Raw genomic sequence first — 23,601 nt, 5'->3', positions numbered from 1 at the left:
GAGGCCCGCGGCGCGCAACGTTACAACGTTTAAACGTGATTAACAACACTATTTCTGGCGTGTCGCCCCGTAGTGACTACCTGTTACCGTACTGACATGGATTCCAGAGTGCGGAATCAGTAGTTGGGGAGAACAATGTCGAAGAGATTTCCGGGCCGCCGCCTGTCCTGGCTGCGGCTCGGTGTGCTGATCACCGCAACCGCCGCCATCGTGGCAGCCGCAGGGGTCGGCTGGGGCCAGTTCACCGATGCCCGCGCCGCCGCGGGCAAAGCCTCCTGGTTTGCCAGCTACGTGGACGCCACAGCTACGCCGTTCTACAGCTTTGAGAATCCTTCCAGCGATGCCGAGCGCAGCGTCATCCTCTCCTTCATTGTGGCCGACCCCGAAGCGTCCTGCACACCGTCCTGGGGAGGCTTCTACGGATTCGACGAAGCCCAAGCCACCATGGACCTGGACCGGAGGGTTGCCCGGTTGGCGGATACCGGCGGACACATCGGCATTTCCTTCGGTGGCCTGCTGAACAAGGAACTCGCCACCAGCTGCACCGACCCGGCCGCACTGAAGCGGGCGTACAGCCAGGTGCTGGATCGCTACAACGTGGACATGCTTGATCTGGACATCGAAGGCGACAACCTCGCAGATACCGCGGCCGGCGAACGCCGCGCCACGGTCATGGCCCAACTGGCCGCCGAGCGGGATGCAGCCGGCAAGGACCTGGATATTTGGCTGACGCTGCCGGTTGCCCCGCATGGCCTGACCGACGAGGGCATCCGCACGGTTGAGCAAATGCTCGCCGCCAAAGTGCCGCTGGCCGGGGTCAACTTGATGACCATGGACTACGGCCAGAGCCGGCAGCCGGACCAAAGCATGCTCGATGCCTCCATCCAGGCAGCGCGGTCGGCACACGTCCAACTCCAGGCAGCCTACCGTGAGGCCGGACTGGAATCGGGCGAACGGACGGTCTGGAGCAAGATTGGCCTGACCCCGATGATCGGCCAAAACGATGTGCCGGGCGAGATCTTCAGCCTGGATGATGCCACCGGCCTGAACGCCTTCGCCTCGGAGGTCGGTATCGGCCGGATGTCCATGTGGTCCCTGAACCGCGACGCCACCTGCAGTGCCAACTATGGGGACGTGACCAAGGTTTCCGACAACTGCAGCGGCGTGGAGCAGCACGAGAGCAGCTACGCTGCCGTGCTGGGCCAGAACCTGGGCGGCCTGCCCCGGGCCGTTAGTGAACCGGATCCCACTGCCTCCGCCGCTGCGCCGGAGGACACGCCCGCCGCGTCCGCTCCCGAGATCGTGGACGACCCGGCGACCAGCCCCTACCCGATCTGGAACAGCGAGGCCTCGTACGTGGCAGACGAGCGCGTTGTCTGGCACCGCAATGTTTACAAGGCCAAGTGGTGGACGCGCGGCGATATCCCCGACGATCCCACCGCGACGGCAGAAGTGACCCCATGGACACTGATCGGGCCGGTCCTTCCGGGCGAGACTCCGCAGCCTGTGGTCACCGCCCCGGCCGGAACCTTCCCGGAGTGGAAGATTGACGCCATCTACCTCAAGAACGACCGCGTCCAACTCGAAGGCCGCGTGTTCGAGGCGAAGTGGTGGACCCAGGGCGACAGCCCCGAGGCCGCCCTGCAAGGATCGGACAGCACGCCGTGGCTGGTCCTGACCAACGAAGACGTGGCCAAGCTGCTCTCCGACCTCCAGAAGTAGCGGCTCCCCTGTAACGGGACCTTGCCCGGGTCGGGCAGGGCCCGTTACAGGTGCACGCTGGTGACCGGCATGGAGGAATCCGGCGCGAACTCGATGCCGGACGGCTGGCCGCCGGCCATCACCACCTGGGCGCCAAGCGCGGCGACCATGGCTCCGTTGTCGGTGCACAGCGAGACCGGCGGCACCCGCAGCGAGATGCCGTGTGCAGCGCAGCGCTCTTCCGTCAGTGCGCGCAGCCTCGAGTTCGCCGCCACTCCGCCGCCCAGCAGCAGGTTGCTGATGCCGTGCTCGGTACAGGCCAGCATGGCCTTGGCGGTGATCACGTCGGCCACCGCCTCCTGGAAGGACGCCGCGATGTCGGCCACCGGAAGCGGCTCGCCCGCGGCCTCGAACTGCTCCACACAGCGGGCCACGGCCGTCTTCAGGCCGGAGAAAGACCAGTCGTAGCGGTGCGGTCCCGGCGCCTCGGCCGAACCCATGTACTTGGGCTGGCTTAGCCCGCGCGGGAAGCGGATCCGTTTCGGATCTCCCTCACGGGCCAGTTTGTCGATGGCCGGACCGCCGGGATACCCCAGGCCGAGGATGCGGGCCACCTTGTCGTAGGCTTCGCCGGCCGCGTCGTCGATGGTCGAACCGAGCAGTTCCACGTCGTCGGTCAGGGAGCGCACCCGCAGGATCTCCGTGTGGCCGCCGGACACCAGCAGCGCACCCAGATTCTCCGGCAGCACTCCCCCGTCCAGCACACCGACGCCCACGTGGGCCACCAGATGGTTGATCGCGTACAGCGGCTTACCGGTGGCCAGCGAGAGCGCCTTGGCTGCACAGACGCCCACCATCAGCGCGCCGGCCAGCCCGGGCCCCGACGTCACGGCGAGTGCGTCCACCTCGTCCAACGTGACGCCGGCGGTCTCCAGCGCCTGCGCCAGCGTGGGGATGAACGCGTCCAGATGGGCGCGCGAGGCGATCTCCGGGATCACCCCGCCGAAGCGAACGTGCTCGTCCATCGAGGAGGAAACGGTGTTCGCCAGCAGGGTGTCGCCGCGGACGACGCCAACGCCGGTTTCATCGCAGGAGGATTCGATCCCCACCACCAGCGGCTGGGTGCGGTTCATCGGCTCTCCTCCGTCGTTTTCGGTTGCTCGCCTGCGGTGCCCGCCGCTGCGGCGTCCCGGCCGGGCATGCCGGCCCAGTCCTTGAGCTTCAGCCGCATGATCAGCGCGTCGGTTCCGCCGCGGTAGTAGCGCGGCCGCACGTGGATCTGTTCGAAGCCGAACCAGCGGTAGAGCCGCTGCGCCCGCGGATTGTCCGCGCGCACTTCCAGCAGCACGTCCTCCGCCCGCTGTTCTGCGGCCTGCTCGATCAGCAGCGTCAGCAGCCTGCTGCCGATCCCCTGCCCCTCGCGCTCGGGCACCACGGCAATGGTCTGCACATCGGCGATCGGCCGCACACACATCAGGCCGGCATAGCCGATGACTCCGCCGAGCGCATCGACGGCCACGTAGTAGCTTCGGGTGTCCTGCGCCAGTTCCTCATAGAACATTTCGGTGGGCCAGGCATCGGCCGGAAAAAGTTTCTGCTCCAGGGCGTCCACCGCCGGAATATCGGCCTCGGTCATCGCCCTGATCCGGCCCGCGGGCTGCGCGCCGGCGGTCACAGTGCGCGCTTCCGCGGTCCGGGGACCTTCGCGTCGGATTCGCGCAGGTACAGCGGCGCGGTGTCCAGCAGGTCAAGCCCCTTTTCCAGCTTGACGACGGCGGTGCGGCCCAGCGCTTCGGCCGTCGGCTGGGTGCCGCTGTACTCGGTGACGCCGCGCAGCTGCTCCGGGTACAACCCGGCGCCCATGCCGTAAACCGGCAGGTCCGGGACCTCGGACGGTGCGGCGACGTGCGGGCCGTCCAGCAGTTCATGTGTGCCGCCGGTGCTGCGGTAGCGCGCCCAGTACACTTCCTTGCGCCGGGCGTCGGTCGCCACCACGAATTCGTCCACGCCGGCGCGCCACGCGTCCAGCGCGGCATCCACGGCGATGGCATCCAGGCTCATCACGCCGTGCAGCGGTTTGCCCCAGGCGAAGGCCAGCGACCGAGCGGTGGCAATGCCGGAGCGCAGGCCCGTGAACGGCCCCGGGCCCACGCCCACCACCAGGGCGTCGATGTCTGCGCCGGTGACGTCTGCCGTCGTCATGATCTTGCCGATTCCGGGGGCCAGCACTTCGGCGTGGCTGCGGGTGTCCTCGGTGGCGAAGGCGGCCAGGGTCTCTCCCTGTCCGGTCAGCAGCGCGGCGCTGGCGATGGCGGAGGTATCAACGGAGAGGATCAGCACGCATCAATTTTACTTGAGGTCTACCGCAGCCCATCCCATCGGCCCCGGCGCCCGCAGGTCTGCGGGCGGGCCGAGCGGTCACGACGGCGGCTGGCCGGCGATATTCACCATCCACTGGACGCCGAACTTGTCGGTGCACATGCCGAAGGTGTCGCCCCAGGGAGCCTGTTGCAGCGGTTCGGTGACATCGGCGCCGTCGATCAGCTTGTCCCAGTAGCCGCGCAGTTCGGCCTCGTTGTCTCCGCTGAGCGAGAGCGAGTGACTGGAACCGGGGGTGTAGTCCATGTTGTTGGGCGTGTCCGCGGCCATCAGCACCAGGCCGCGCTCGGTGGCCAACTGCGCGTGCATGATCTTGTCGATCTCCGCCGGGTCGTCGCTGGCGTGGAAGTCGCCGAAGGTATTCAGCGTCAGTTCGCCGCCGAACACCGACTGATAAAAGGTCATGGCCTCTTTCGCCTGGTCGCGGAATCCCAGGTACGGGGTCAGCGCTGTCTCCATGGTTGGCCTCCTCGCGGGTCTGCTCTCGCCCTCGATTATGGACCTGTGCCCGGGGGCAGTGAAGAGCGCATGCACCAGGGGCGCCTCCCGCTGCGCTAAATCGTCCGGAACGCCCTGCGGCTTCAGGCTGCGGCTTCAGGCGAAGATGTACGCGGCCCAGCGCGGCCCGTAGGCCGCCATCCGGATCAGCCGGGGCTCGCCGTCGTCGGGCTCTTCAAAATCCAGTACGACGTCGGTGCTCGCCTGCGTGCCCGCGGCGCCTTCGGCCGGGCGGTTCACCAAGTCGGCCCCGCTGGGCCGGACCAGCGAAATGTCCAGCCAGCTGTCGGAGAGATGCTCCACCCGGCCGCGGCCCCACTCCACCACCGTGACGGCCTCGTCCATGGTGTTCTCCAGGTCGATGTCGTCGATCTCGCCCTCGGACTCCAGCCGGTAGGCGTCCACGTGGACCAGGTCCGGGCCGCCGTTCATGCTCGGATGGCTGCGTACCAGGACGAAGGTGGGCGAAATGATGCCCGGCCGGACGCCGAGCCCCTCCCCCAGGCCCTGGGTAAAGGTGGTTTTCCCCGCGCCAAGCTCGCCGCTGAGCACCACCAGGTCGCCGGCCCGGAGTATCCTGCCCAGCCGGGCCGCAAGCTCCTGCGTCTCCGCCGCGGAGCCTACATGGAACTCGCGTTCCCACACCGGCGCGGGCTGTTGCTCGGGGGCCACGCCTGCCGCGCACGGCTGGCCCGCTCCGCCGGTCATGCCGCCGGTCATGCCAGCACCGCGCCGGCGTCCCCGGCGCTGTCCGTGTTCCGGTCGTCCGCCACGGGCAAGGCGGCGCGGACTTGGGCGGCTGCGGCGGCCTGTTCCGCCGCGGACGCGGTAAGCCCCGCCGCTTCCGCCACGGGAGCGGCTTCCCCGCCGTCGTCCTGGTCCTCGGCGGTCCCGGTGTAGTAGCGCGGGACGCGCGGGCTCACCCGGGTGACAATCTCATAGTTGATGGTGCCGGCGGCGACCGCCCAGTCGTGGGCATCGGGAACATCCGGGCCCGGGCCGAAGATGATCACTTCCTCGCCGGTGAGGTCGCGGGCGTTGCTGGTCCGCAAATCCACCACGAACTGGTCCATGGCCACCCGTCCCACCACGTCGTAGCGCTTGCCCTCGATGGCCACCTGGACGCCGGAGGCGCTGCGCGGGATGCCGTCTGCATAGCCCAGCGGCACCAGGACCAGCGTGGTGGGCTCGGTGGTCAGGTAGTTCAGCCCATAGGAGACGCCCTGGCCGGGCGGTACCTGCTTGCAGTTGGCCACCCGGGCGCGCAGCGTCATGGCCGGCACCAGCCCCAGTTCCTCGGGGCTCTGCCCGTCAAAGGGCGACAGCCCGTAGATGCCCAGGCCCACGCGGACCATGTCGAAGTGTGCATCCGGGCGGCTGAGCGTGCCGGGCGTGTTGGCCAGGTGCCGGACTTCCAGATCCAAGCCGGCGTTCTCTGCCACCGCCACCGCCTCCCGGAAGCGGTCCACCTGCTCGTCCGTCTCGGGCCGGTGCGGTTCATCGGCAACGGCCAAGTGGGAGAACACGCCCACCACGCGAAGCAGCCCCTGTTCCTGGTACTCCACGGCCCGGTTGACCAGGTCTTCCCAGAGCGCCGGCGGACAGCCGTTGCGGCCCAGGCCGGTGTCAATCTTCAGGTGCACGCGCGCGGGACGTTCCAACTGTCGGGCGGCCTTGACCACCGGTTCCAGCTCCCAGCCGGAAACGCCCACGTCGATCCCCGCCTCGATGCCGGCGGCGAAGTCGGTATCCGGGGTGTGCAGCCACGCCAGGATGGGGGCGTCGATGCCCGCTTCCCGCAGGGCCAGACCCTCGGTGAAGTGGGCCACGCCCAGCCAGCCGGCACCGGCTTCCAGTGCGGCGCGGGCCACGGGAATGGCGCCGTGGCCGTAGGCGTCCGCCTTGACCACCGCCATCACGCGGGCGGGGGCTGCGATCTCACGCAGGTGCCGCACGTTGACGCGGATCGCGTCCAGGTTGATGACGGCTTGACGGTCATAGGGCAGCGGTGACGTTGTAGAGCTCACGGATTTATTCTCCCATCCGAAGCTTGCTTTCCAGCTGAAGGGTTACGCGGAGCACGGGCACCGCATGGGACACGCCGGCAGGGCCCTTCGACCGGGCCGCGGATTCACGCGGCAAGGATGCGTGGTTTGCCCTAGCTGGCACAATACAAGCAAGGGGCGCGTCCCGGGCTCGGGTCCGCCGATTGTTATCCAATGTCAATGTTCGGGGGAAGCGGTGGCAACACTTGCCATTCTGGGCGGCGGCGGGTTCCGCGTGCCGCTGGTCTACCGCGCGCTGGCCGAGGGGCCGGCGGCGGGATTGGTGGACCGGCTGGTACTCCACGACGTGGACGCGGGCCGCCAGCAGGCGATCGCCCGGGTGCTGGCGGATGCTCCGTTGCCCGGGGGCGTCCGGCCGCCGAGGATTGAGTCCGCCCGCAGCCTCGACGGCGCGCTGGCCGGTGCCGACGTCGTCTTCTCAGCCATTCGTCCCGGCGGCACGCAGGGCAGGACGCAGGACGAACGCATTGCCAGCCGGCTGAACCTGCTGGGTCAGGAGACCACCGGAGCGGCAGGCATTGCCTGCGGCCTGCGGGCAGTCCCCGCCGCACTGGATATCGCCAACCGGCTGCGCGAGCTGAGCCCCGACGCGTGGCTGATCAACTTCACCAATCCCGCCGGAATGGTCACCGAAGCCCTGCTGCCGGTGCTCGGCCACCGGGTGATCGGCATCTGCGACACGCCCCTCGGGCTGGTCCGCCGCTCCGCCAAGGCCGCCGGTGCCCCGCTGCGCCGCGGCTCGTTGGCGGGAGTGGACTACGTGGGGTTGAACCATTTGGGGTGGCTGCGCGGATTGGAGCGCGACGGCGGGGACCGCCTTCCGGAGTTGCTCGCCGACCCCGGCAGGCTGCAGTCGTTTGAGGAGGGCCGCATCTTCGGGACCCGGGAACTGCAGATCCTCGGCGTCATCCCCAATGCCTACCTGTTCTATTACTACTTCCGCCGCGAAGCCACTATGGCGCTGGCCGGGGCGGCCCAGACCCGCGGCGAGTCCATCCATGAGCTGCAGCAGGAGTTGTACGGCAGGCTGCAGGCCTCCGGCACGCCGTACGCGGAATGGGAAGACGCCCTCCGGCGCCGTGAGGAAAGCTACCTGTCCGAGGCCCGCGAGATCGGCGTTTCCCGCGATGAGGAGGATCGCGCCGCAGGCGGCTACGAGCACGTTGCGCTGGACGTGATGCGCGCCCTGCTGACCGGAGAGCGGAGCGAACAGATCCTCAACGTCCGCAATGCCGGGACCATCCCGCAGCTGCCGGAGGACGCCGTCATCGAGGTACCCTCGGAGGTCGACGCCGACGGCGCCCGCCCCCTGCCGGTGAAGCCGCTGAGCCTGCACCAAGCCGGCTTGATGACCCAAATCAAAGCAGTGGAGCAGGAAGTAATCCGCGGCGGGCAGGGCGACCGTGCTGCCGCGCTGCGGGCCTTTATGATCCACCCGCTGATCACCTCCGGCCACGTGGCCCATCGGCTGCTCGAGGCCTACGAACAGGCCCACGGATACCGCTGGAACTGAGATGGAAGAGGGTCCGGGCACCAGCGGTTCAGGGTCAAGGGTGCCGACCGTGGTCCAGGCTGCGGCCTGCTTACTGGCACTGGCGGCCAGCGCCGCCGCCCTGTTCCTGCCCACGGTCGTGCAGGAGACGGTGTCCGGTTCCCCCGGAGCCGAGCCGGAACGCAGCATCGAAACTCTCACGCTGCTCCAGGCCAGTCCGGGGACCATCCTCATTCCGCTGGCTGTTCCGCCGCTGTTGACGCTGCTTCCGCTGCTGGTTCCCCGCCGCGCTGCCTGGCTGGCCGGTATCATCTGCTGCGCCTTGTTGTTTGGGTTCATCGCGCTGGCCACGGCAACGGTTGGCTGGTTCTACCTGCCCGCTTTGGCCGCAGCGGTGGTGGCCGTTTTCCTGCGCAACGCAGCCCGGGCCGCCCGCAATCCGAAGGCCGGCTGAGCGAGCCTCGCCGCCGCCGGCTTCCTGGGACATAATCATCACATGGACTTCGTTGGCGGCCTGATCGCCGTGGGCCTGGTGGTGTTGATCATCGCCGCGACCGTGGCGATGGCGTCCCGGCCATGGCGTGGCGGTCCCGGGTCATCGGGGCTCTCCGGCATGTTCGGCGCGATGGAGGAAATCTTCGCCCCGGGCCGCTACGAGGCGCGGATCGAACAGGAACGGCAACAGCAAGCTCCGGCCCCCGCCCCGATCCCCGGTGACAAGCCCAAACCCGGCGGCCAGAGCGAGGCCGGCGGCCGCGCCGACCGCGACGACGGAAACAGCCCGCAAGGCTGAGGCCCCGCCGGAACTGCCAGCCGGCCGGGCAACGCGTGGTCCGGATCAACCCTCCGACGGCGCTGGCGCCGGCGGTCGGAACGGTGGCAAGGTAAGTGCATGCCCACCGAGGACGATGCGCGCCGCCTCTGCCTGGCCCATCCCGGCGTCACTGAACGGCCCAGCTGGGGCCGGCCGGCGTGGTTCGCGAAGACGCTCATGGCCCGCATCTGGGAGCCGGGCGTGCTGACCGTCAAGACCGAGGAACGGGAGGCCCTGGCCGGCACGGACCCGGACGTTTTCTTCTGGACGCCGCACCATGACCGGTCGCCGCAACTGGTGCTCCTGCACTTGGCCAAGGTTTCACCGGCCGAACTCGAAGAACTGCTCGATGAATCGTTCAGAATCGCCGGCGGCCGGCACCTTCCCTGAGGGATGGTGCCGGCCGCCGGCAGCTGATTCGGGTTAGCGTTTCCTAGCGGATTCCGGCCGCCAGGGCCTGATCCTGCTCGGGCGTTTCCACCTGCTGAACCAGCTTGGCGCCTTCCACGTCCACGTCCGGCAGGATCTTGTCCAGCCATCGGGGCATCCACCATGCGGCCTTGCCGAACAGGTGCATGGCCGCCGGGATCAGCGTCATCCGGACCACGAAGGCGTCCAGCAGCACACCCAGTGCCAGTGCGAAGCCGATCGGCCGGACCATGGTTAGGTGGGAGAAGATGAACCCGGCGAAAACGGAGACCATGATGATGGCCGCGGCGGTGACCACCTTGGCGCCGTGGTTGAAGCCGCTGACCACGGCCGCCCTGGCGTCTTCGCCGTGCGCATACGATTCGCGCATGCCGGAGACCAGGAACATCTGGTAGTCCATCGCCAGGCCAAAGAGCACGCCGATCATGATCATCGGCAGGAAGCTCAGGATGGGCCCCGGGTCATGCACATCGAACAGGTTGCCCAGCCAGCCCCACTGATAGATGGCCACGACGGCGCCGAAGCTGGCCCCCAGCGAGAGCAGGAAACCGGCGGTGGCCAGCAGCGGAACCAGGATGGAGCGGAAGACCAGCAGCAGCAGGATCAGCGAGAGCCCGATGACGATGGCCAGGTAGACCGGCATGGCGTCCGCCAGCTTGTCCGAAACATCGATCTGCATCGGCGGCTGGCCGGTGACCGAAATCCCGACGCCGGTGCTCTGCTCGAGAGCGTCCGTCTGGGCCCGCAGGTTGTGGACCAGCTCCTCGGTGCTTTCGGCGGCCGGGCCTTCCTCCGGAATGACCTGCAGCACCGCGGTGCGGCCGTCCTCACTGGTGCCGGTCGGAACGGCGGCGGACACATGATCCATGGCGCGCAGTTCCTGCGAGAGCTTCAGCAGGGTCTCGTCCGTCTCGGCCCCCTCCAGTCCGGCCGGCAGGTCGGCCACCACGATCAACGGACCGTTGATTCCTTCGCCGAAGTTTTCGCCCAGCTGGGTGTAGGACTGGTAGGCCGTCGAGTCCGCCGGTTCGGAGCTGCCGTCCGGCAGGCCCAGCCTTAGCTCGGCGGCCGGCACTGCCATCACGCCCAGCAGGGCCACGCCCGCGATCAGCGCCAGCCACGGGTGTTTGGTGACCGATTTGCCCCAGCTGCGCTTCGGATCGTTGTGGAATTCGTGACCCGGCGCCGAGACCTGGGCATCGGCGGCCACCGGGCCGGTCAGCCCGGCCTTGGCCCAGGCCCGCTTGGAGAGGATGCGCCGGCCCATGATGGCGAGCAGCGCCGGAGTCAGGGTCAGGGCAACGACGACGGCGACGGCCACCGTTGCGGCTCCGGCCAGTCCCAGTACGGTCAGGAACGGAATGCCCGGCACGGCCAGCGCGGCGAGCGCGATGATCACGGTGAGCCCGGCGAAGAGCACCGCGTTGCCGGAGGTTCCGGTGGCACGGCCGATGGACTCGACCAGCGGAACACCGGACAGCATCTGGGTGCGGTGGCGGTTCACAATGAACAGCGAATAGTCGATGCCCACGGCCAGCCCCAGCATCAGCGCCAGCACCGGCGAAACGGAGCTCATCTCGACCAGACCGCTCAGGGCCATGGTGCCGCCTACCCCGACGCCGACGCCGACCAGCGCCATCAGCAGCGGCAGCCCGGCAGCCAGCAGCGTGCCGAGCATCAACACCAGCACCGCGGCAGCCACGGCAATACCGATGACCTCGGCCGCACCGAACAGGCTGGAAATGTCTTCGACGATGTCCTTGCTGTACTCCGCCTGGAGGCCGGAAACCAAGCCGGCTTCGGTGACTTGCTGGACCTGTTCGCGGTCCTCCTTGGAGACCGACATCATGTCCTGTTCGAACTGGACCTGGACGAAGGCGGCCGAACCGTCCTCGGCTACGAACCTGAGTCCGTCCGATGACTGCTGCTGCAGCTTGGCCGCTTCCAGATCGGCAACCCCGGTCTCATACTCGGCCCGGCCGTCCTCCAGCCGCTGCTCGGCTTCGTCCAGCTGCGCCTGCGCCTCTTCCAGCTGGGCCCGCTGCGGCTCCAGCTGGGCACGGACCTGCTCGGCCATGGCGGTTTGGCCGGCGGCTTCGAGCTGCTCGATCTGTGCCTCCGCGGCCTGTACTTGCTGCAGCCCCGGCTCCAGCTGTGCCTTGCCTGAATCCAGTTCGGCCCGGCCGTCGTCGAGCTTCTGCGCCGCGGCTTCCAGTTTCTCTTCGCCGTCGGCAATTTTCTCCGGGGCGGTGTCCAGCGAGGCCTGCAGGTCCACCGGATCCGTGGCGCGCTTGACGGCGTCCAGGTCGGTCAGGTCCGCGGAGATCTGGGCAATGGCCTCCTCCTGCTTGGCAGTGAATGCCGTGCCGTCCGCCGTCGTGAACACAATGGTGCCGAGTCCGCCGGAGGCGTCCGGCAGTTTCTCCTGCAGCTCGTCCGCCACCGCCTGCGCGGGGGTGCCCGGAATGGTAAAGCTGTTCGACAGCGTGCCCATGAAGGCTGCGACGGAAGCGCCGACGGCCACCATGATTACCAGCCATGCAGAGACAAACAACCAGCGCTTGCGCGCGGCCAGTTTGCCGAGTCTGTAGAGCAGTGAAGCCATGCGATTAGTCCTTGGAGTTGATGTTGAAACCGGTACGCAGCAGGTCGAGGCTCTCCAGCAGTTGCTGCCGGAAGGCCGACGGCGGAGGTGCCTCGCCGTCGGGCGTCTGGGTGGCTGCCATCCGCATGGCAGCCTGGGCACAGGCAATCAGCGATCCGGCGAGCGCGGTGACCGTCAGTTCGCCGGCGCTCTCCGGCAGCCGGTGGCGCAGCCCGTCTTCGAGCGACTGCTGGGCCTGGCGCCAGATCTGCAGCTGCATGCGTTCAAGCTGCGCGTCGTCGGCACCCATTTGGTAGATCTCGCAGAGCAGCGCCAGCCGTTCCTGGCTGATGTCCCCGCCCAACGTGGCGAGCACGGCGTCCATGATCGGTTCGTCGGCGGAGCGCTCATCGAGCCGTGCGAAAGACTCTTCCAGGAATTCCTCCACCGGCAGCGTGACCGCTGCCTCGATGGACGGAAAGTAATTGAAGAAGGTCCGACGCGAGACTCCCGCCTCGACGGCCAACTGGTCAACGGTGAAGCCGCCGGGCCCGTGCTCGCGGGCGAGCCGCAACGCCGCAGCCGTCATGGCTGCGCGGGTTGCCACCTTGTTCTTTTCGCGCCGCCCCTCCAGAGGGACCCCGCTGTCTACGTTCACCCCCACAGCTTAGAACTAAACTTGCACACCATGCAAAATTGCCCGGTGTGCACGGAGGACGCTTACGTAGGCATCTCCCTCAGCGGTACGCGTACATCGGAGCCGCCCTCCCGCGTCAATCGAGTCCGCACCGTCACCAGGCCCGGCGCTGGAACGAATCCGCCGGCAAAGAGGGCCTCGCCCTGCCGAAAGAACGGGGAGAGTTCGAGGAAGGTCCGCGGAACAAACCCGAAGGTGGACGCCAGCCCGTCCAGATCGCTCGGCGAGCTCATCTTCATGAGGGCCAGATTGTCGCATTGCGAGATGATGTCCGGGTCGAGCTTGGACGGCCGCTGGGTCGACAGGAGCAGCCACAAACCGAACTTCCTCCCTTCGGCGGCAATTTGGACGATGCGTTCGCGCACGGCTCGCTGCAAAGGGCTGCCAGGCTCGGATGAGCAGAGATTGTGGGCCTCATCGATCACGATGAGCAGCGGCTCTCGGGCATCCCGGGCAGCCCAGAGGCTGTCGAGGACGGACAGGACCACCACGAGCGACTCTTCGGCGAAATCGAACCCGCCCAAATCGAGTACGGTAGCGTCCGGTCGGCCGGCGAGGATCTCCGAAGCCGCGGCGTCGTGGCGTGCCCACACGCGCCATTCAGCGAGCCTGAGGTTTTCAATCCGGGATGCCAAGGCATCGGACCCTGGTGATTGGGCCCTCCGCAACTGTTCGACGATGGACTCCGGCTCGGCTCCCCCGATGAAGTTTTCTATATGCAGGAAGTCGTTGTACTCCGCCCGGTCAATCAAGGGGTCGAGGCGCAGTACCGCCGCCTGGGATCGGGTCGACATGGTTGAAAAACGGGCACGCAGCGGCTCCGCTCCCTCGACATTCGGACGCAAGACGCGGACGCTCCGGGAGCCCAGCGGGGCAGCGGACCCGGCCGCTGCTTTGTCGGCCGATTCACCCAGCAGTACGAAGTCTGCGTTGGGGTCGAGAATCACCATCGGCAGCCTGGTCCGCAGCAGTATCTCCTCAAGGACAACGCCCAAGGCATAGGTCTTTCCTGAGCCGCTTTGGCCGCACCAAAACGTATGGCGGTTGAATTTTTTCGGAATCAACCGTGCGTCGAAGCGGTCCGTGTTCGTGAAAGTACCAATCTCCAACAGGGCGCCCGAGGAAGAATGGAGCAACTCGACCAGGCTCCGGTCTGCGGCGGCGATCCGCGCCTCACGAAACCCCGCGGCGGGGACCGGTGTGACCATTCCTTCCGAATTGAAGGAACCTATGATCCGCCCCGAGCCGCTCATGACGCCGCTTTCCCCCATGCGGAGCTGATGGATCTGGCCCATCATCGGCAGCCGGTCGGGCACGTCGATGGAAACCAGTGAACCTAGATCAAGCCGTTCCCGACCCACGCCCTGAAAGCTGAAGGAACGCCCGTCCACGGACGCGGCCATGAAACCGTCAGCTGCTAGTGAGTGGTCATCGACATGGTCTGCGGCCATTGTCCCGGCTCCCGAAAGCGTGGCTTAAATTCAGCGGACTGCATTAGCTCCGCCTTGAGTTTCCCAAGCATTCCGGGCCCGCACAAGGGAGAATGCTGCCGCCGCTGAGGGCGCCCAAAGGCCGTTGAACCAGCCCCGGAATCTCACCCTTGCAGGATGAGGTGCCGGCTCTGACAGCCGGACGATACTAGCTCTACCTATCGGAGGCTCACTTGCCACGAGTCTCCGACGGCGCCTGAGAAGGCAGTCCGCTGGATAAGCCTGCGGGGTTGCGTTTGAGGGGAATCATCCCGGGCCGCAATATTTACGGTCATGGGCCAACATAATGAATAGGATTTCCGATGGACTTCTGGGAGAACTTCTGGAGCATCATCTGGTGGTTTGTTTGGGTTTTCGCCTTCACGACCTACTTGATCGCTGTGTTCATGATTATTGGCGATATTTTCCGCGACCACACTCTCAACGGCTGGCTCAAGGCAGTCTGGATGATTTTCTTGATCTTCGTACCGTTCCTGACGGCCTTGATCTATCTCATCGCCAGGGGCTCCGGCATGACGGAACGTTCGGCCGAGCGCGCACGCATCAATCAGGAGTACACCGAGTCGTACATCCGCGATGTCGCCCGGACGAGTCCCAGCGAGGAAATCTCGAAGGCTAAAGCGCTTTTGGACTCCGGAACCATCACCGAAAGCGACTACACGAAGATCAAGACCCGCGTCCTGGCCTGACGCCGGCGCTGACTTGGTGCTATGTGCGCCCAGAGGAGGTAGCCATGTGCCGCTGGCTGGCGTATTCGGGATCGCCCGTGCACTTGGACGACCTGTTATTCAAACCTGCCAATTCGCTCGTCATGCAGAGCAAACACTCCCGCTTGGGTGCTGAAACCACCAATGGAGACGGCTTCGGCGTTGGCTGGTACGGCAACTTGCCTACGCCGGGGATCTTCCGCAGCACGGAACCCGCGTGGAACGACCGCAACCTGCAGGAACTCTCGTCCCACGCGTCCTCCGGCCGTGTATTCGCGCACATCCGTGCCTCCACCGGGTCGGCCGTGCAGCAGACGAACTGCCATCCATTTCGCCACGGGCATTGGCTGTGGATGCACAACGGGCTCATCAGGGACTTTCCGAAGGTCCGGCGGGACCTGGTGCTGGCCGTGGAGCCTGGCCTCTTCCCCCTGATCGAAGGATCAACAGACTCCGAAGTGTTCTTCATGCTCGCGCTCACCTTCGGTCTGGAGCAGGACCCGCCGGCAGCGGTAGCCTCCGCAGTTGGGCTTATCGAAAGCACCGGCAAAAACCACGGCATCGAAAACCCGCTGCAGATGACCGTCGCCACTACCGACGGGGACACCACCTGGGCCTTCCGCTACTCCAGCGAAGGCCGGTCGCGCTCCTTGTTCCACAGCACAGACGTCGCGACCCTGAGAGCCCAGTATCCCGACAACCCCATGCTGAAATTGGTCTCCGACGATGCACGCTTGGTGGTATCCGAACCATTGGGCGATCTGCAGGGAGCCTGGGAGGAAGTGCCGGAGTCAACCTGCGTCGTTGTACATGACGGCGAAGTAAGCACGCATCCATTCACACCCGAGGATTCAGCCGCAACGACCTCCGGACGGTAGTTTGGGAGGGAACCCCCTTCCCCAACCCAAGGACCGCATGTGTCTCCGCGCACCCTGTTCCGGACCGTCGCTCTAGCCGAGGCCGTCACCTGGACCCTGCTTCTGGCCGGTCTGGTGCTGAAATACGGCACCCACACCACTGAACTCGGCGTGAGAATCGGCGGCGGCCTGCACGGCTTCGTCTTCCTCTGCTATGTGACCAGCACCTGCTTCACCTGGGTGAACCAGAAATGGTCCCTCGGTCAGGGCACGCTGGCGCTGGCTGCTGCCTTCGTCCCGTATGCCACGATTCCCATGGAACGTGCGATGGAGCGCCGCGGCAGACTCGATGGCGGATGGCGACTGGCTGCCGGCGGCGAGCGGCCACAGGGTGTGCTGGAGAAGCTTCAGGCGTGGGTGCTCACCAAGCCGGTCACCGCCGTCGTGGTGGCCCTCGCAGCGGTGGCAGTGGTCTTCAGCGTCCTGCTGTTCCTGGGCCCGCCCGGCACCTGGTTTTCGTAATTCGTGGGCCGCTGCTTTCCAAAGTCGGGTTCATCTCCCGCCGGCATCAGAGTTGGAGCAGGCTGTAGCCTCCGATAAAGGCACCTATGGCGAGCATCGTCACCGCCGTCACCAGTCGGCCGTTTCGTTGTAACCAGGCATAGGCGGCCGCCAGCTGCCCTTCGGCTCGTTCCGGCGCCCGAACCCAGTAGGTAATCGGCAGGACGACGGCCGACTGGGCGACAACCGCATAGCCGAGAACCAATAAGGCTCCCGCAAGGGGTGACGGTTCTTGGACGCTGATCAGCACCCCTGCGGTGATGGCCAGCAGGAGTGCCTTCGGACGCAGATTCAGTCCCAGGCCCAGTCCGATGAATTCCCACGTGCGGGCGGACTGGAACCGCGCGGTGATCTTGCCCAGCATGGCGCTCTCCCCTGTGCCCTTGCGCCGGAAAAGGTAGACGGCGTAGCCGATCAGGAAGGCGCCGATCACCAGGCCCAGCGCGGCCGTCAGCTCATCCTCGTTCCACCTCGGAATGACGGGCATGAGGCCCAGCCCAACCGAAGAGAGACCGACGATCACGACCGACCCGGCGATGGTGCTGATCAGGAACGCCAAGGCACGCCGCCGTGGACGAGGCGAGAGCAGAATGATGATGGTGATGCTGGCCGGCACCGTGCTCATCGCCCCGGCTACGGCGACCGGCACAAGGCTCACGATGAGTTGCAGCACGCGGTGCTCACCCGGCTCTGACGGCAGCGTGCCGCGACATCATTTCTTCCGCGTGCCATCGGGGTGCCGGCGGTCCGATTTCCGTCGTGGGCGGCGGGAACGGATGGCGTCGTCTTCGAGCCTCAGGGCAGATTCGATGTCCTTCTTGTCCCCCGTCAAAGCCCGACGCCAGACCTTGGTTGGGTCCGAGTCGAGGAGGATGGTGCGGACCAGCAAGGTCAGGGGAACGGCGAGGATGGCACCCACTGCTCCGAGGACGACGGCCCAGAATAGCACCGAGACAAAGGTCAAAGTCTCGCTGAGGGAGACCGCATTGCCAATGTACTTGGGCTGAATGATCGACTGGATGACGCTGTTAATCACGCCGTAGGTGAGTATGACGGCGAGGACAACGGGCCAGCCCCCGCTCAGGGCGCCAAAGACCAGCGGCGGAATAATGGCGATGAAGTAACCGATGTTGGGAATGAAGCTGCAGATAAACGACAGCACCCCCCAGGCCATGGCGCCGGGGACTTGCAGGATAAACAGGACGAGCCAGTTGAACAGGCCCTGGGCAGCTCCCAGGATGGCGGTGGCCACGGTATAACGGCGTACGTCGACGGCGAAGCCGCTGAAGGCAGTGGCCATGGCCGGCCGATGGGGCTGCAGATGGGTCAGGAGGGCGGCCACTCGTCCTCCGTCAATGGCCATCAAAATGAGCATCGTCAGGATGATCACCAGTACGCCGATAAGACCAGTGATGTTCCCCAGCAAATCGGTGATGACCCCGATGATGCGGCCGGGGGTGAATGCCTGCAGTACAGTCTGCGCCTGTTCGGAGCCGACTCCCACCGACTCCAGCATTTGGGCGATAGAGGCGCCCAGCTGGTGCAGCTGGGGAGCGTATTGCGGCAGCAGCGCAGAGAACTGAGCGAGTGCTGCAAGCAGGACAACGGAAAGGCCGATCAGCACGGCGAATCCGGCGGCGATGGTGGCGCCGGTGGCAACTCCCCGTGGTACTCCGTGCTGCTGCAACCAGCGCCGGACCGGATGCACGCAGATGGTGATCACCAACGCCAGGAATATTGGTGTGAAGATCCCCCGGATCGCGGCGATGCCGAAGGCTGCCACGGTTGCGCCGCCGAGGGCAAGCAGAATGGTGGTAGCGCGGGGAAGGCCAGGACGCGGGACCGGTTCGGACCCTTCGGGTACCGGTGATTCAGGCTGCATTGCCCCCTCCTTCGCCGCTAGTCGTAGTCTAGGGGCGCGGATGTGTTGTCAGAAGGGGACGGACGCGGCGCTTCCCGGCAGACCGGGTACGCTTCTCCGGTCCTGGACCAGCCAGCCCTCGAGGCATCGGACTTAACAGTTGAGCTCGCTTGCTACTCCGTCACGAGCGGATTTGACGTTGTCTGCTTCGTTCTTCAAGGAAGTAACCGCTTGCCGAACGGTGGCGTCATCGGGAACGTCGTCCACGGCAGCCTTCAGCTCGTCCATGGCGGAAGCCAGGGCGTCGGTCCTGTCCTTCGCCACGTTTGTGGTTGCCCCCTTGAGATCGTTAAAGGTATTGCTGACCTCTTCCCGGGCCGAGCGGATCTCATCGATGGTGGCATCCGGCGTCAGGGTGTCTCGAAAGTTTTGCAGGGCGGCTGTGAAGGCATCGGATGCCCCGCAGGCTTTGGCAACATTCTCCTCGGGACTGGCGGAGCAGCCCGTCAGCATCCCCACGGCCAGCCCTAAAGCGGCAGTTCCCAGCAAAACCGGGTGTTGTTTCGACATTGACTGTTCCTCTCTTGGATACCGGTCGCGCCGGCGCCGTCGGCCATTGGCAGACAGGTTTACAGACACTTCAAGTGTGGGTCGGGCCGCTGGTGGTGTGCTTCACCCACCGGGGGTGAATTCGGCTCCCTTAGGAGAGGGCTTTTTGCGGATAACGCCGTTTGAAGGCCGCGAGGAAGCCAGTTGGCATCGAGGAAGAGCACGACGGCGGTGCTCTGTCCGAGGAAGGGCGCGCACCCGGGCCAGCGATCAGACCCTCAGACGAGCCGGAAAGCGGTGGGCCGAGCAGACGGAGGCCCGCCGCCACCTACCTCACCCGGAATGGATGAGGTGCCTGCGACGATGGACGACGATCCTTAAGCCTAGAACGCAGGCAACGTGGCGGGACAGTGCATACCGTTGCCATTGCCTCCAGGGCGCGACCGAGAGGACTGATCGTGAACTTATGGGAAGACTTTTGGGACTTCTTCTGGTTCCTCTTTTGGACGGTCGCGTTTGTCGCCTACCTCATTACGCTGTTTTCCGTCGTCGCCGACCTGTTTAGAGACCGATCGCTGGATGGCTGGTGGAAGGCCATATGGATCGTCTTCCTGATTTTCCTCCCCTTCCTCACGGTGCTGGTCTATCTCATAGCGCGGGGAACCGGCATGGCCGAAAGAAGCCAGCAACGCGCCCTGGACACGCAGGAAGCGGTCAACAAATACATTGGGGACGTCGCCGGAACCAGTCCCAGCGACGAGATCGCGAAAGCGAAATCCCTGCTGGATATGGGCACGATCTCCGCCGACGAGTATTCGGCCATCAAGAAGCACGCGCTCCACGGCCTCCGCGTGCCCTAACGAAGATCGTCGGGGCATTTCCCCGCCCGCCACCCAGTGCGGGCGGGACCTCAGTCGTCGAACCGGGCGAAGGCACGCAAGGCGCCGCCGTCGTTGTCGGTGACCTGCGTATAGCCAAGGGATTCGTAGAACGCCTTCTGGCCTGCCTCGTCATCCGTCAGCAGGACCTTTTGCCGAACGTGGGAGACCGCACCAGCCGTCGGCCGATCCCCCGCCGCTGGAAGGCCGGACGGACCAGCACGTCCTGCAGATAGCAGATCGATGCCCCGTCGGATATCACCCGGGCCAGCCCAACCAGTTCGGTGCCGGCGTGGGCAACGGCGATGGCGGTGGAACCGGATAGGGCAGCCGAGACCGTCTCCGGCGACGAGGTGTAGGCGGTCCAACCGACGGCATCGTATAAGGCGAGAACCTGATCAAACTCCAGCGCGGCCGCATCGGTGAGGCGGACGTCCAGAGGCGTCTCGTCTGTCGCGGCGGGACGGTCCACGGAGCTAGCTTTTCGGCTTCCAGATGTTGATATCGGAGTCCACCGCGAACCGGTCGATGGCGGCGGCTTCCTCGCCCGTGAAACTGAGCTTGGCTACGGCGGCGAGGCTGTCCTCCAACTGCGTGACGCTGGACGCCCCGATCAGCGCCGAGGTCACCGGCGAGCCCTTCGACTGCTCGCGCAGCACCCAGGCGATGGCCATTTGCGCCAGCGACTGACCGCGGTTCTCCGCCATTTCGTTCAGCCCGCGCACACGGTCCAGGTTTTCCTCGGCAAGCATTTGCGGGAACAGCGACTTGTTCTGTGCCGCGCGGGAATCCTCCGGGACGCCTTTCAGGTAGCGGTCCGTGAGCATTCCCTGGGCCAGCGGCGAGAAAGCGATGCAGCCCATGCCCTCCTGGTCCAGCACTTCCAGCAGGCTCGGGCTGGCATCTTCCACCCAGCGGTTCAGCAACGAATACGAGGGTTGGTGGATCAGCAGTGGCGTTCCCAGTCCGCGCATGATGCGGGCCGCGTCCCGGGTCTGTTCGGGCGTGTAGGAGGAGATGCCGGCGTACAGAGCTTTGCCGGAACGGACCGCCTGGTCCAGGGCGCCCATCGTCTCTTCCAGCGGCGTGTTCGGGTCCGGCCGGTGGCTGTAGAAAATGTCCACATAGTCCAGCCCCATCCGCTTCAGCGAGGCATCGAGACTGGACAGCAGGTATTTACGCGAGCCCCATTCACCGTACGGCCCCGGCCACATCAGGTAGCCGGCCTTGGTGGAAATCACCAGCTCGTCGCGGTAGGGCAAAAAGTCTTCGCGCATGTGCCGACCGAAATTCGTCTCCGCGCTGCCCTCGGGCGGACCGTAGTTGTTGGCCAGATCGAAGTGTGTCACGCCCAAATCGAAGGCCCTGCGCAGGATGGCACGCTGCACCTCAAACGGCTTGTCGTCGCCGAAATTGTGCCAGAGCCCCAGCGAGACGGCAGGCAGTTTCAGGCCGCTTCGTCCCACTCGGCGGTAGGGCATGTTCTGGTACCGGTTCTGTGCAGCTTCAAACGCCATCCACTCATCATGCCATCGAGGGCCGGCAGATGCCGACCGGCCCTCGGCGGGCTACCTGCGTGAGGGTCGAATTGCTAGCGGCGGTCGCACTGGAACCGGACTTTGTTGCTCGACACCCAGCCGTCACCACTGCTGTAACTGACAGCCTTGTAGGTGCGGCCGCACCGCAGGCCGCCGTCATGGCTGGTGAAGTCGCCGCGATGGGTCCAGACGTAGTAATCGTTGACGGCCCGGTTACGGGAAACATTGACAATCCAGATATGGACGCGTTTGGCTTCGTAGTCCGAGCCGTGTAGCCGGTAGTCGCCCCGGCCGGAAATGCGCAGCGACAGTTCGGCCCCCCGACCTCTGTCCGCCTGCGACGTCGAAGACGTTGCGGCGACGCTGCTGGCACTGGCCGGCGCTGCCAGCCCCATGCTGGCGAGAAGTCCCCAAAGAACGCCGGCGATCAGCAACCACGCGCGCCATTTTGCTGAAGGTTTCATCACTCAAAGTGCTTCCGTGATTTCCGGGTGGCCCGGACGCGGAAGGCGCGTCCGCCTGTCGATCGACGGCTTGGCGGGGCCCCCGGCCCTTCTGTCGCCGCTGCCGCTTACTTGCGCCGGATAACCACGGGACTGCCCCCGGCCCATTAGTGGTTACAAGAGGTTGCCATCCCTCGGGAGGATCATGACTCCAGTGCTCCACCCCGTGCCCCTTTGGTGCGGTTTGCACGTGTATACAGCGTAGTGGAAACAGGTCAAGCCGGATACCCCGGAAAGCCCTTTTTTCCGGTGCCTCGGGACGTGCGCCGACCCATCTTCCGCCATCCCGCGGGCGGGCGGCTACGGGTTCCGGCCGGCGATGATCCTGCCTACCACATCAGGGACTGCGGCGCTGATATCGGATGCAGCCAGCGGCCGGCCCAGCGCGGATAACGACGGCGGTGCGCACCGCCCGCTGGCTGCCCCCGCAGCGCCCGGCGACGGTGTGGATGCCGCTTCGCCCCGTCGCGCCGCCTCAGCCCCGGCCAGGCCGTGGAGGCAGGCAGCCATGGCGGCAACCACCGCCCAGCGCTCCGGTTCCGCGAATCCGGCCGCTTCCAACTGCTCGCTCCGGATTGTCGCTGCGAGGGCTCCGAGGATCCCGGCGAGCGTGTCGCCGGATCCCGCCGTGGCCAGCCAGTCGGGCCCGTCGTCTTGGCAGAACAGGAGGCCGTTGGGTGCGGCGATCACCGTCACAGCGCCCTTGAGCAGCACTGTGGCGCCGGTCAGACCGGCCGCCAGCGCGGCGAATTCGGCGGGCGAGGCTTCAATATGTTCCCGATCCGTCGCCACGCCCTGGGCTTCCAGGATCCGGACCAGTTCGCCGGCGTGCGGGGTCAGGACAACATGGGGGCCAAGCTCAGCCGGGAGCACGTCGAAGGCGCCAGCGTCGGCAACCACCGGCAGCCCGGAAGCCATGGCGTCCCCGGCGCGCCGGCGCTGTTCCTCGTCGCCGTCGGTTCCAGGGCCCACCAGCCAGGCCTGGACACGGGCATCCGCCACTGCGCCCTGCGAACAGACTGCTTCCGGCGTTTGCAGGTTGATCAGCCGGCACACCTCCGACGGCCCCAGATACCTGATCATGCCGACGCCGGTGGCCGCCGCCGCCCTGGTGGCGAGCAGGGCCGCCCCGGGATAAGAGGCGGATCCGGCCGCGATGCCCAGCACCCCGCGGGTGTACTTGTGGTCCGTCCGCCGCGGCACCGGCCAGAGCATGGCCAGGTCATGCGGTTCGAGACGCCGCAGCCCCGGCTCCGGAAGCAGGAGGCCGAGGCCGATGTCCACCGTCTCGATCCTGCCGGCCAGCGCCGCCGCGGGATCGAGGAACAGACCCGCCTTGGCCCCGCCGAAGGTTACCGTGAGGTCTGCGGGCAGCACGGGGTCGTCCACCTGACCGGTTTCGGCGTTGACGCCGCTGGGCAGGTCGCACGCCACCACCAACGGCCGGCGGCCGTAGCCGCCGTCGGAATCCAGCAACGTCTGCACCAGCTCCCGGGCCGGGCCGCGGAGTCCGCCGGCGGCACCGGTGCCCACAATCCCATCGACCAGGGCGTCCGCGGCCGCGCAGATGCCTGCCGCCGCGCGAACCGCGTCGGCCAGAGCCGACGCACCACCGGTGGCCTCCGGATCCAGCCGGATCACCCGGCCGCCGCCCCGTTCGAAGGCAGCCAGCGCCTCCGGGTGCACTCGCTCGGAAGTGAGCACCGCCGTCGTCATGGCGCCGCGCTGCGCCATCGTGGCCGCAGCGAAGAGGGCGTCGCCGCCGTTGTTACCGCTCCCTGCCAGCACCACCAGGCGGGCGCCGTAGACCCGGCCGGTCACGCGTTGAAGTTCGCGGATGATGCCGCCGGCCAGCCCGGCGGCCGCGCGGGCCATCAGCTCCGGACCATGTCCATCCTCAAGCAGCGGGCGTTCGGCGGCGCGGATCTGGTCCGGGGTCCAGGCCTCGATCATGAAGTCCTTTCGGTCGGGCAAACGAGCGGGCTGGGGGGGTGGAC

General features: G+C 66.5%; 25 protein-coding genes. 9 read left to right on the top strand and 16 right to left on the bottom strand.

The genetic code is table 11. The features are described 5' to 3' along the window. The first annotated feature begins 135 nt into the window (after positions 1-135). Positions 136-1,722, top strand: coding sequence for a carbohydrate-binding protein (locus AB0N75_RS02415; protein ID WP_364644503.1), 1,587 nt, complete (start codon positions 136-138; stop codon positions 1,720-1,722). Between the two features lie 44 nt (positions 1,723-1,766). On the opposite strand, the gene tsaD is transcribed toward AB0N75_RS02415, so the two are convergent. From tsaD to alr, 6 genes are all read right to left on the bottom strand, one after another. Further along, positions 1,767-2,834, bottom strand: coding sequence for a tRNA (adenosine(37)-N6)-threonylcarbamoyltransferase complex transferase subunit TsaD (gene tsaD, locus AB0N75_RS02410; RefSeq protein ID WP_364644500.1), 1,068 nt, complete (start codon positions 2,832-2,834; stop codon positions 1,767-1,769). After that, positions 2,831-3,337, bottom strand: coding sequence for a ribosomal protein S18-alanine N-acetyltransferase (gene rimI, locus AB0N75_RS02405; protein WP_364644825.1), 507 nt, complete (start codon positions 3,335-3,337; stop codon positions 2,831-2,833). The genes tsaD and rimI overlap by 4 nt, the downstream gene beginning before the upstream one ends. Before the next feature lie 35 nt (positions 3,338-3,372). Further along, complete coding sequence (gene tsaB, locus AB0N75_RS02400) at positions 3,373-4,041, bottom strand: tRNA (adenosine(37)-N6)-threonylcarbamoyltransferase complex dimerization subunit type 1 TsaB (protein WP_364644497.1); 669 nt, start codon at positions 4,039-4,041, stop codon at positions 3,373-3,375. Between the two features lie 78 nt (positions 4,042-4,119). Further along, on the bottom strand, positions 4,120-4,539 hold the full coding sequence (locus AB0N75_RS02395; RefSeq protein WP_364644494.1) for a VOC family protein: 420 nt from the start codon (positions 4,537-4,539) through the stop codon (positions 4,120-4,122). A 135-nt stretch (positions 4,540-4,674) separates the two neighbouring features. Continuing rightward, positions 4,675-5,286, bottom strand: a complete 612-nt coding sequence (gene tsaE, locus AB0N75_RS02390) for a tRNA (adenosine(37)-N6)-threonylcarbamoyltransferase complex ATPase subunit type 1 TsaE (RefSeq protein ID WP_364644822.1) — start codon at positions 5,284-5,286, stop codon at positions 4,675-4,677. An 8-nt stretch (positions 5,287-5,294) separates the two neighbouring features. Further along, positions 5,295-6,605, bottom strand: a complete 1,311-nt coding sequence (alr, locus tag AB0N75_RS02385; RefSeq protein WP_364644491.1) for an alanine racemase — start codon at positions 6,603-6,605, stop codon at positions 5,295-5,297. A 214-nt stretch (positions 6,606-6,819) separates the two neighbouring features. On the opposite strand from alr, the gene AB0N75_RS02380 reads away from it, so the two are divergent. The 4 genes from AB0N75_RS02380 to AB0N75_RS02365 all read left to right on the top strand — a co-directional run bounded on the left by AB0N75_RS02380 (position 6,820) and on the right by AB0N75_RS02365 (position 9,340). Then, on the top strand, positions 6,820-8,157 hold the full coding sequence (locus tag AB0N75_RS02380) for a 6-phospho-beta-glucosidase (protein ID WP_364644489.1): 1,338 nt from the start codon (positions 6,820-6,822) through the stop codon (positions 8,155-8,157). A gap of 1 nt (position 8,158) precedes the next feature. Then, positions 8,159-8,590 (top strand): hypothetical protein, encoded by a 432-nt coding sequence (locus tag AB0N75_RS02375; protein ID WP_364644486.1) that lies wholly within the window; start codon positions 8,159-8,161, stop codon positions 8,588-8,590. 42 nt (positions 8,591-8,632) lie between these two features. After that, positions 8,633-8,929 (top strand): hypothetical protein, encoded by a 297-nt coding sequence (locus AB0N75_RS02370; RefSeq protein WP_364644483.1) that lies wholly within the window; start codon positions 8,633-8,635, stop codon positions 8,927-8,929. A 99-nt stretch (positions 8,930-9,028) separates the two neighbouring features. Next, a complete protein-coding gene (locus tag AB0N75_RS02365; protein ID WP_364644480.1) occupies positions 9,029-9,340 on the top strand; it encodes an MmcQ/YjbR family DNA-binding protein in 312 nt (103 codons plus the stop codon). 43 nt (positions 9,341-9,383) lie between these two features. On the opposite strand, the gene AB0N75_RS02360 is transcribed toward AB0N75_RS02365, so the two are convergent. The 3 genes from AB0N75_RS02360 to AB0N75_RS02350 form a co-directional block, all read right to left on the bottom strand. Then, positions 9,384-11,984 (bottom strand): MMPL family transporter, encoded by a 2,601-nt coding sequence (locus AB0N75_RS02360; RefSeq protein WP_364644477.1) that lies wholly within the window; start codon positions 11,982-11,984, stop codon positions 9,384-9,386. A 4-nt stretch (positions 11,985-11,988) separates the two neighbouring features. Beyond that, a complete protein-coding gene (locus tag AB0N75_RS02355) occupies positions 11,989-12,621 on the bottom strand; it encodes a TetR family transcriptional regulator (protein ID WP_364644474.1) in 633 nt (210 codons plus the stop codon). Between the two features lie 62 nt (positions 12,622-12,683). Further along, positions 12,684-14,111 carry an ATP-binding protein gene (locus tag AB0N75_RS02350; RefSeq protein WP_364644471.1) on the bottom strand — a complete coding sequence of 476 codons (1,428 nt, stop codon included), beginning with the start codon at positions 14,109-14,111 and terminating at the stop codon, positions 12,684-12,686. A gap of 341 nt (positions 14,112-14,452) precedes the next feature. Here AB0N75_RS02350 and AB0N75_RS02345 point away from each other — a divergent pair, with 341 nt between their 5' ends. Genes AB0N75_RS02345 through AB0N75_RS02335 form a run of 3 tightly spaced genes read left to right on the top strand, consistent with a single transcriptional unit; the run spans position 14,453 to position 16,236 of the window. Continuing rightward, positions 14,453-14,839 (top strand): SHOCT domain-containing protein, encoded by a 387-nt coding sequence (locus AB0N75_RS02345; RefSeq protein ID WP_364644468.1) that lies wholly within the window; start codon positions 14,453-14,455, stop codon positions 14,837-14,839. 44 nt (positions 14,840-14,883) lie between these two features. Continuing rightward, on the top strand, positions 14,884-15,735 hold the full coding sequence (locus AB0N75_RS02340; protein ID WP_364644465.1) for a class II glutamine amidotransferase: 852 nt from the start codon (positions 14,884-14,886) through the stop codon (positions 15,733-15,735). A 39-nt stretch (positions 15,736-15,774) separates the two neighbouring features. Next, on the top strand, positions 15,775-16,236 hold the full coding sequence (locus AB0N75_RS02335) for a DUF3817 domain-containing protein (RefSeq protein ID WP_364644462.1): 462 nt from the start codon (positions 15,775-15,777) through the stop codon (positions 16,234-16,236). Positions 16,237-16,282: 46 nt separating this feature from the next. Here AB0N75_RS02335 and AB0N75_RS02330 read toward each other — a convergent pair whose 3' ends face one another. From AB0N75_RS02330 to AB0N75_RS02320, 3 genes are all read right to left on the bottom strand, one after another. Next, entirely contained in the window at positions 16,283-16,948 is a 666-nt protein-coding gene (locus AB0N75_RS02330) for a GAP family protein (RefSeq protein ID WP_364644460.1), read from the bottom strand. Positions 16,949-16,987: 39 nt separating this feature from the next. Then, positions 16,988-18,157 carry an AI-2E family transporter gene (locus AB0N75_RS02325; protein WP_364644457.1) on the bottom strand — a complete coding sequence of 390 codons (1,170 nt, stop codon included), beginning with the start codon at positions 18,155-18,157 and terminating at the stop codon, positions 16,988-16,990. A 132-nt stretch (positions 18,158-18,289) separates the two neighbouring features. Continuing rightward, positions 18,290-18,706 carry a hypothetical protein gene (locus AB0N75_RS02320; RefSeq protein ID WP_364644454.1) on the bottom strand — a complete coding sequence of 139 codons (417 nt, stop codon included), beginning with the start codon at positions 18,704-18,706 and terminating at the stop codon, positions 18,290-18,292. A 437-nt stretch (positions 18,707-19,143) separates the two neighbouring features. Between AB0N75_RS02320 and AB0N75_RS02315 the strand changes: the two genes are divergently transcribed. Next, complete coding sequence (locus AB0N75_RS02315; RefSeq protein ID WP_364644452.1) at positions 19,144-19,545, top strand: PLD nuclease N-terminal domain-containing protein; 402 nt, start codon at positions 19,144-19,146, stop codon at positions 19,543-19,545. A gap of 157 nt (positions 19,546-19,702) precedes the next feature. On the opposite strand, the gene AB0N75_RS02310 is transcribed toward AB0N75_RS02315, so the two are convergent. The 4 genes from AB0N75_RS02310 to AB0N75_RS02295 form a co-directional block, all read right to left on the bottom strand. Then, positions 19,703-20,035, bottom strand: a complete 333-nt coding sequence (locus AB0N75_RS02310) for a GNAT family N-acetyltransferase (RefSeq protein ID WP_364644449.1) — start codon at positions 20,033-20,035, stop codon at positions 19,703-19,705. 4 nt (positions 20,036-20,039) lie between these two features. Further along, positions 20,040-21,080 carry an L-glyceraldehyde 3-phosphate reductase gene (mgrA, locus tag AB0N75_RS02305; RefSeq protein ID WP_364644446.1) on the bottom strand — a complete coding sequence of 347 codons (1,041 nt, stop codon included), beginning with the start codon at positions 21,078-21,080 and terminating at the stop codon, positions 20,040-20,042. A gap of 74 nt (positions 21,081-21,154) precedes the next feature. Continuing rightward, positions 21,155-21,565, bottom strand: coding sequence for a hypothetical protein (locus tag AB0N75_RS02300; RefSeq protein WP_364644443.1), 411 nt, complete (start codon positions 21,563-21,565; stop codon positions 21,155-21,157). A 339-nt stretch (positions 21,566-21,904) separates the two neighbouring features. Next, positions 21,905-23,557, bottom strand: coding sequence for an NAD(P)H-hydrate dehydratase (locus AB0N75_RS02295; protein ID WP_364644440.1), 1,653 nt, complete (start codon positions 23,555-23,557; stop codon positions 21,905-21,907). Between the last annotated feature and the right edge of the window lie 44 nt (positions 23,558-23,601).

This window comes from Arthrobacter sp. NPDC089319, assembly GCF_040684925.1.
Lineage (GTDB): Bacteria > Actinomycetota > Actinomycetes > Actinomycetales > Micrococcaceae > Crystallibacter.
The sequence above is the reverse complement of the archived record's forward strand: the minus strand, read 5'-3'. Positions and strand labels throughout refer to the sequence as shown.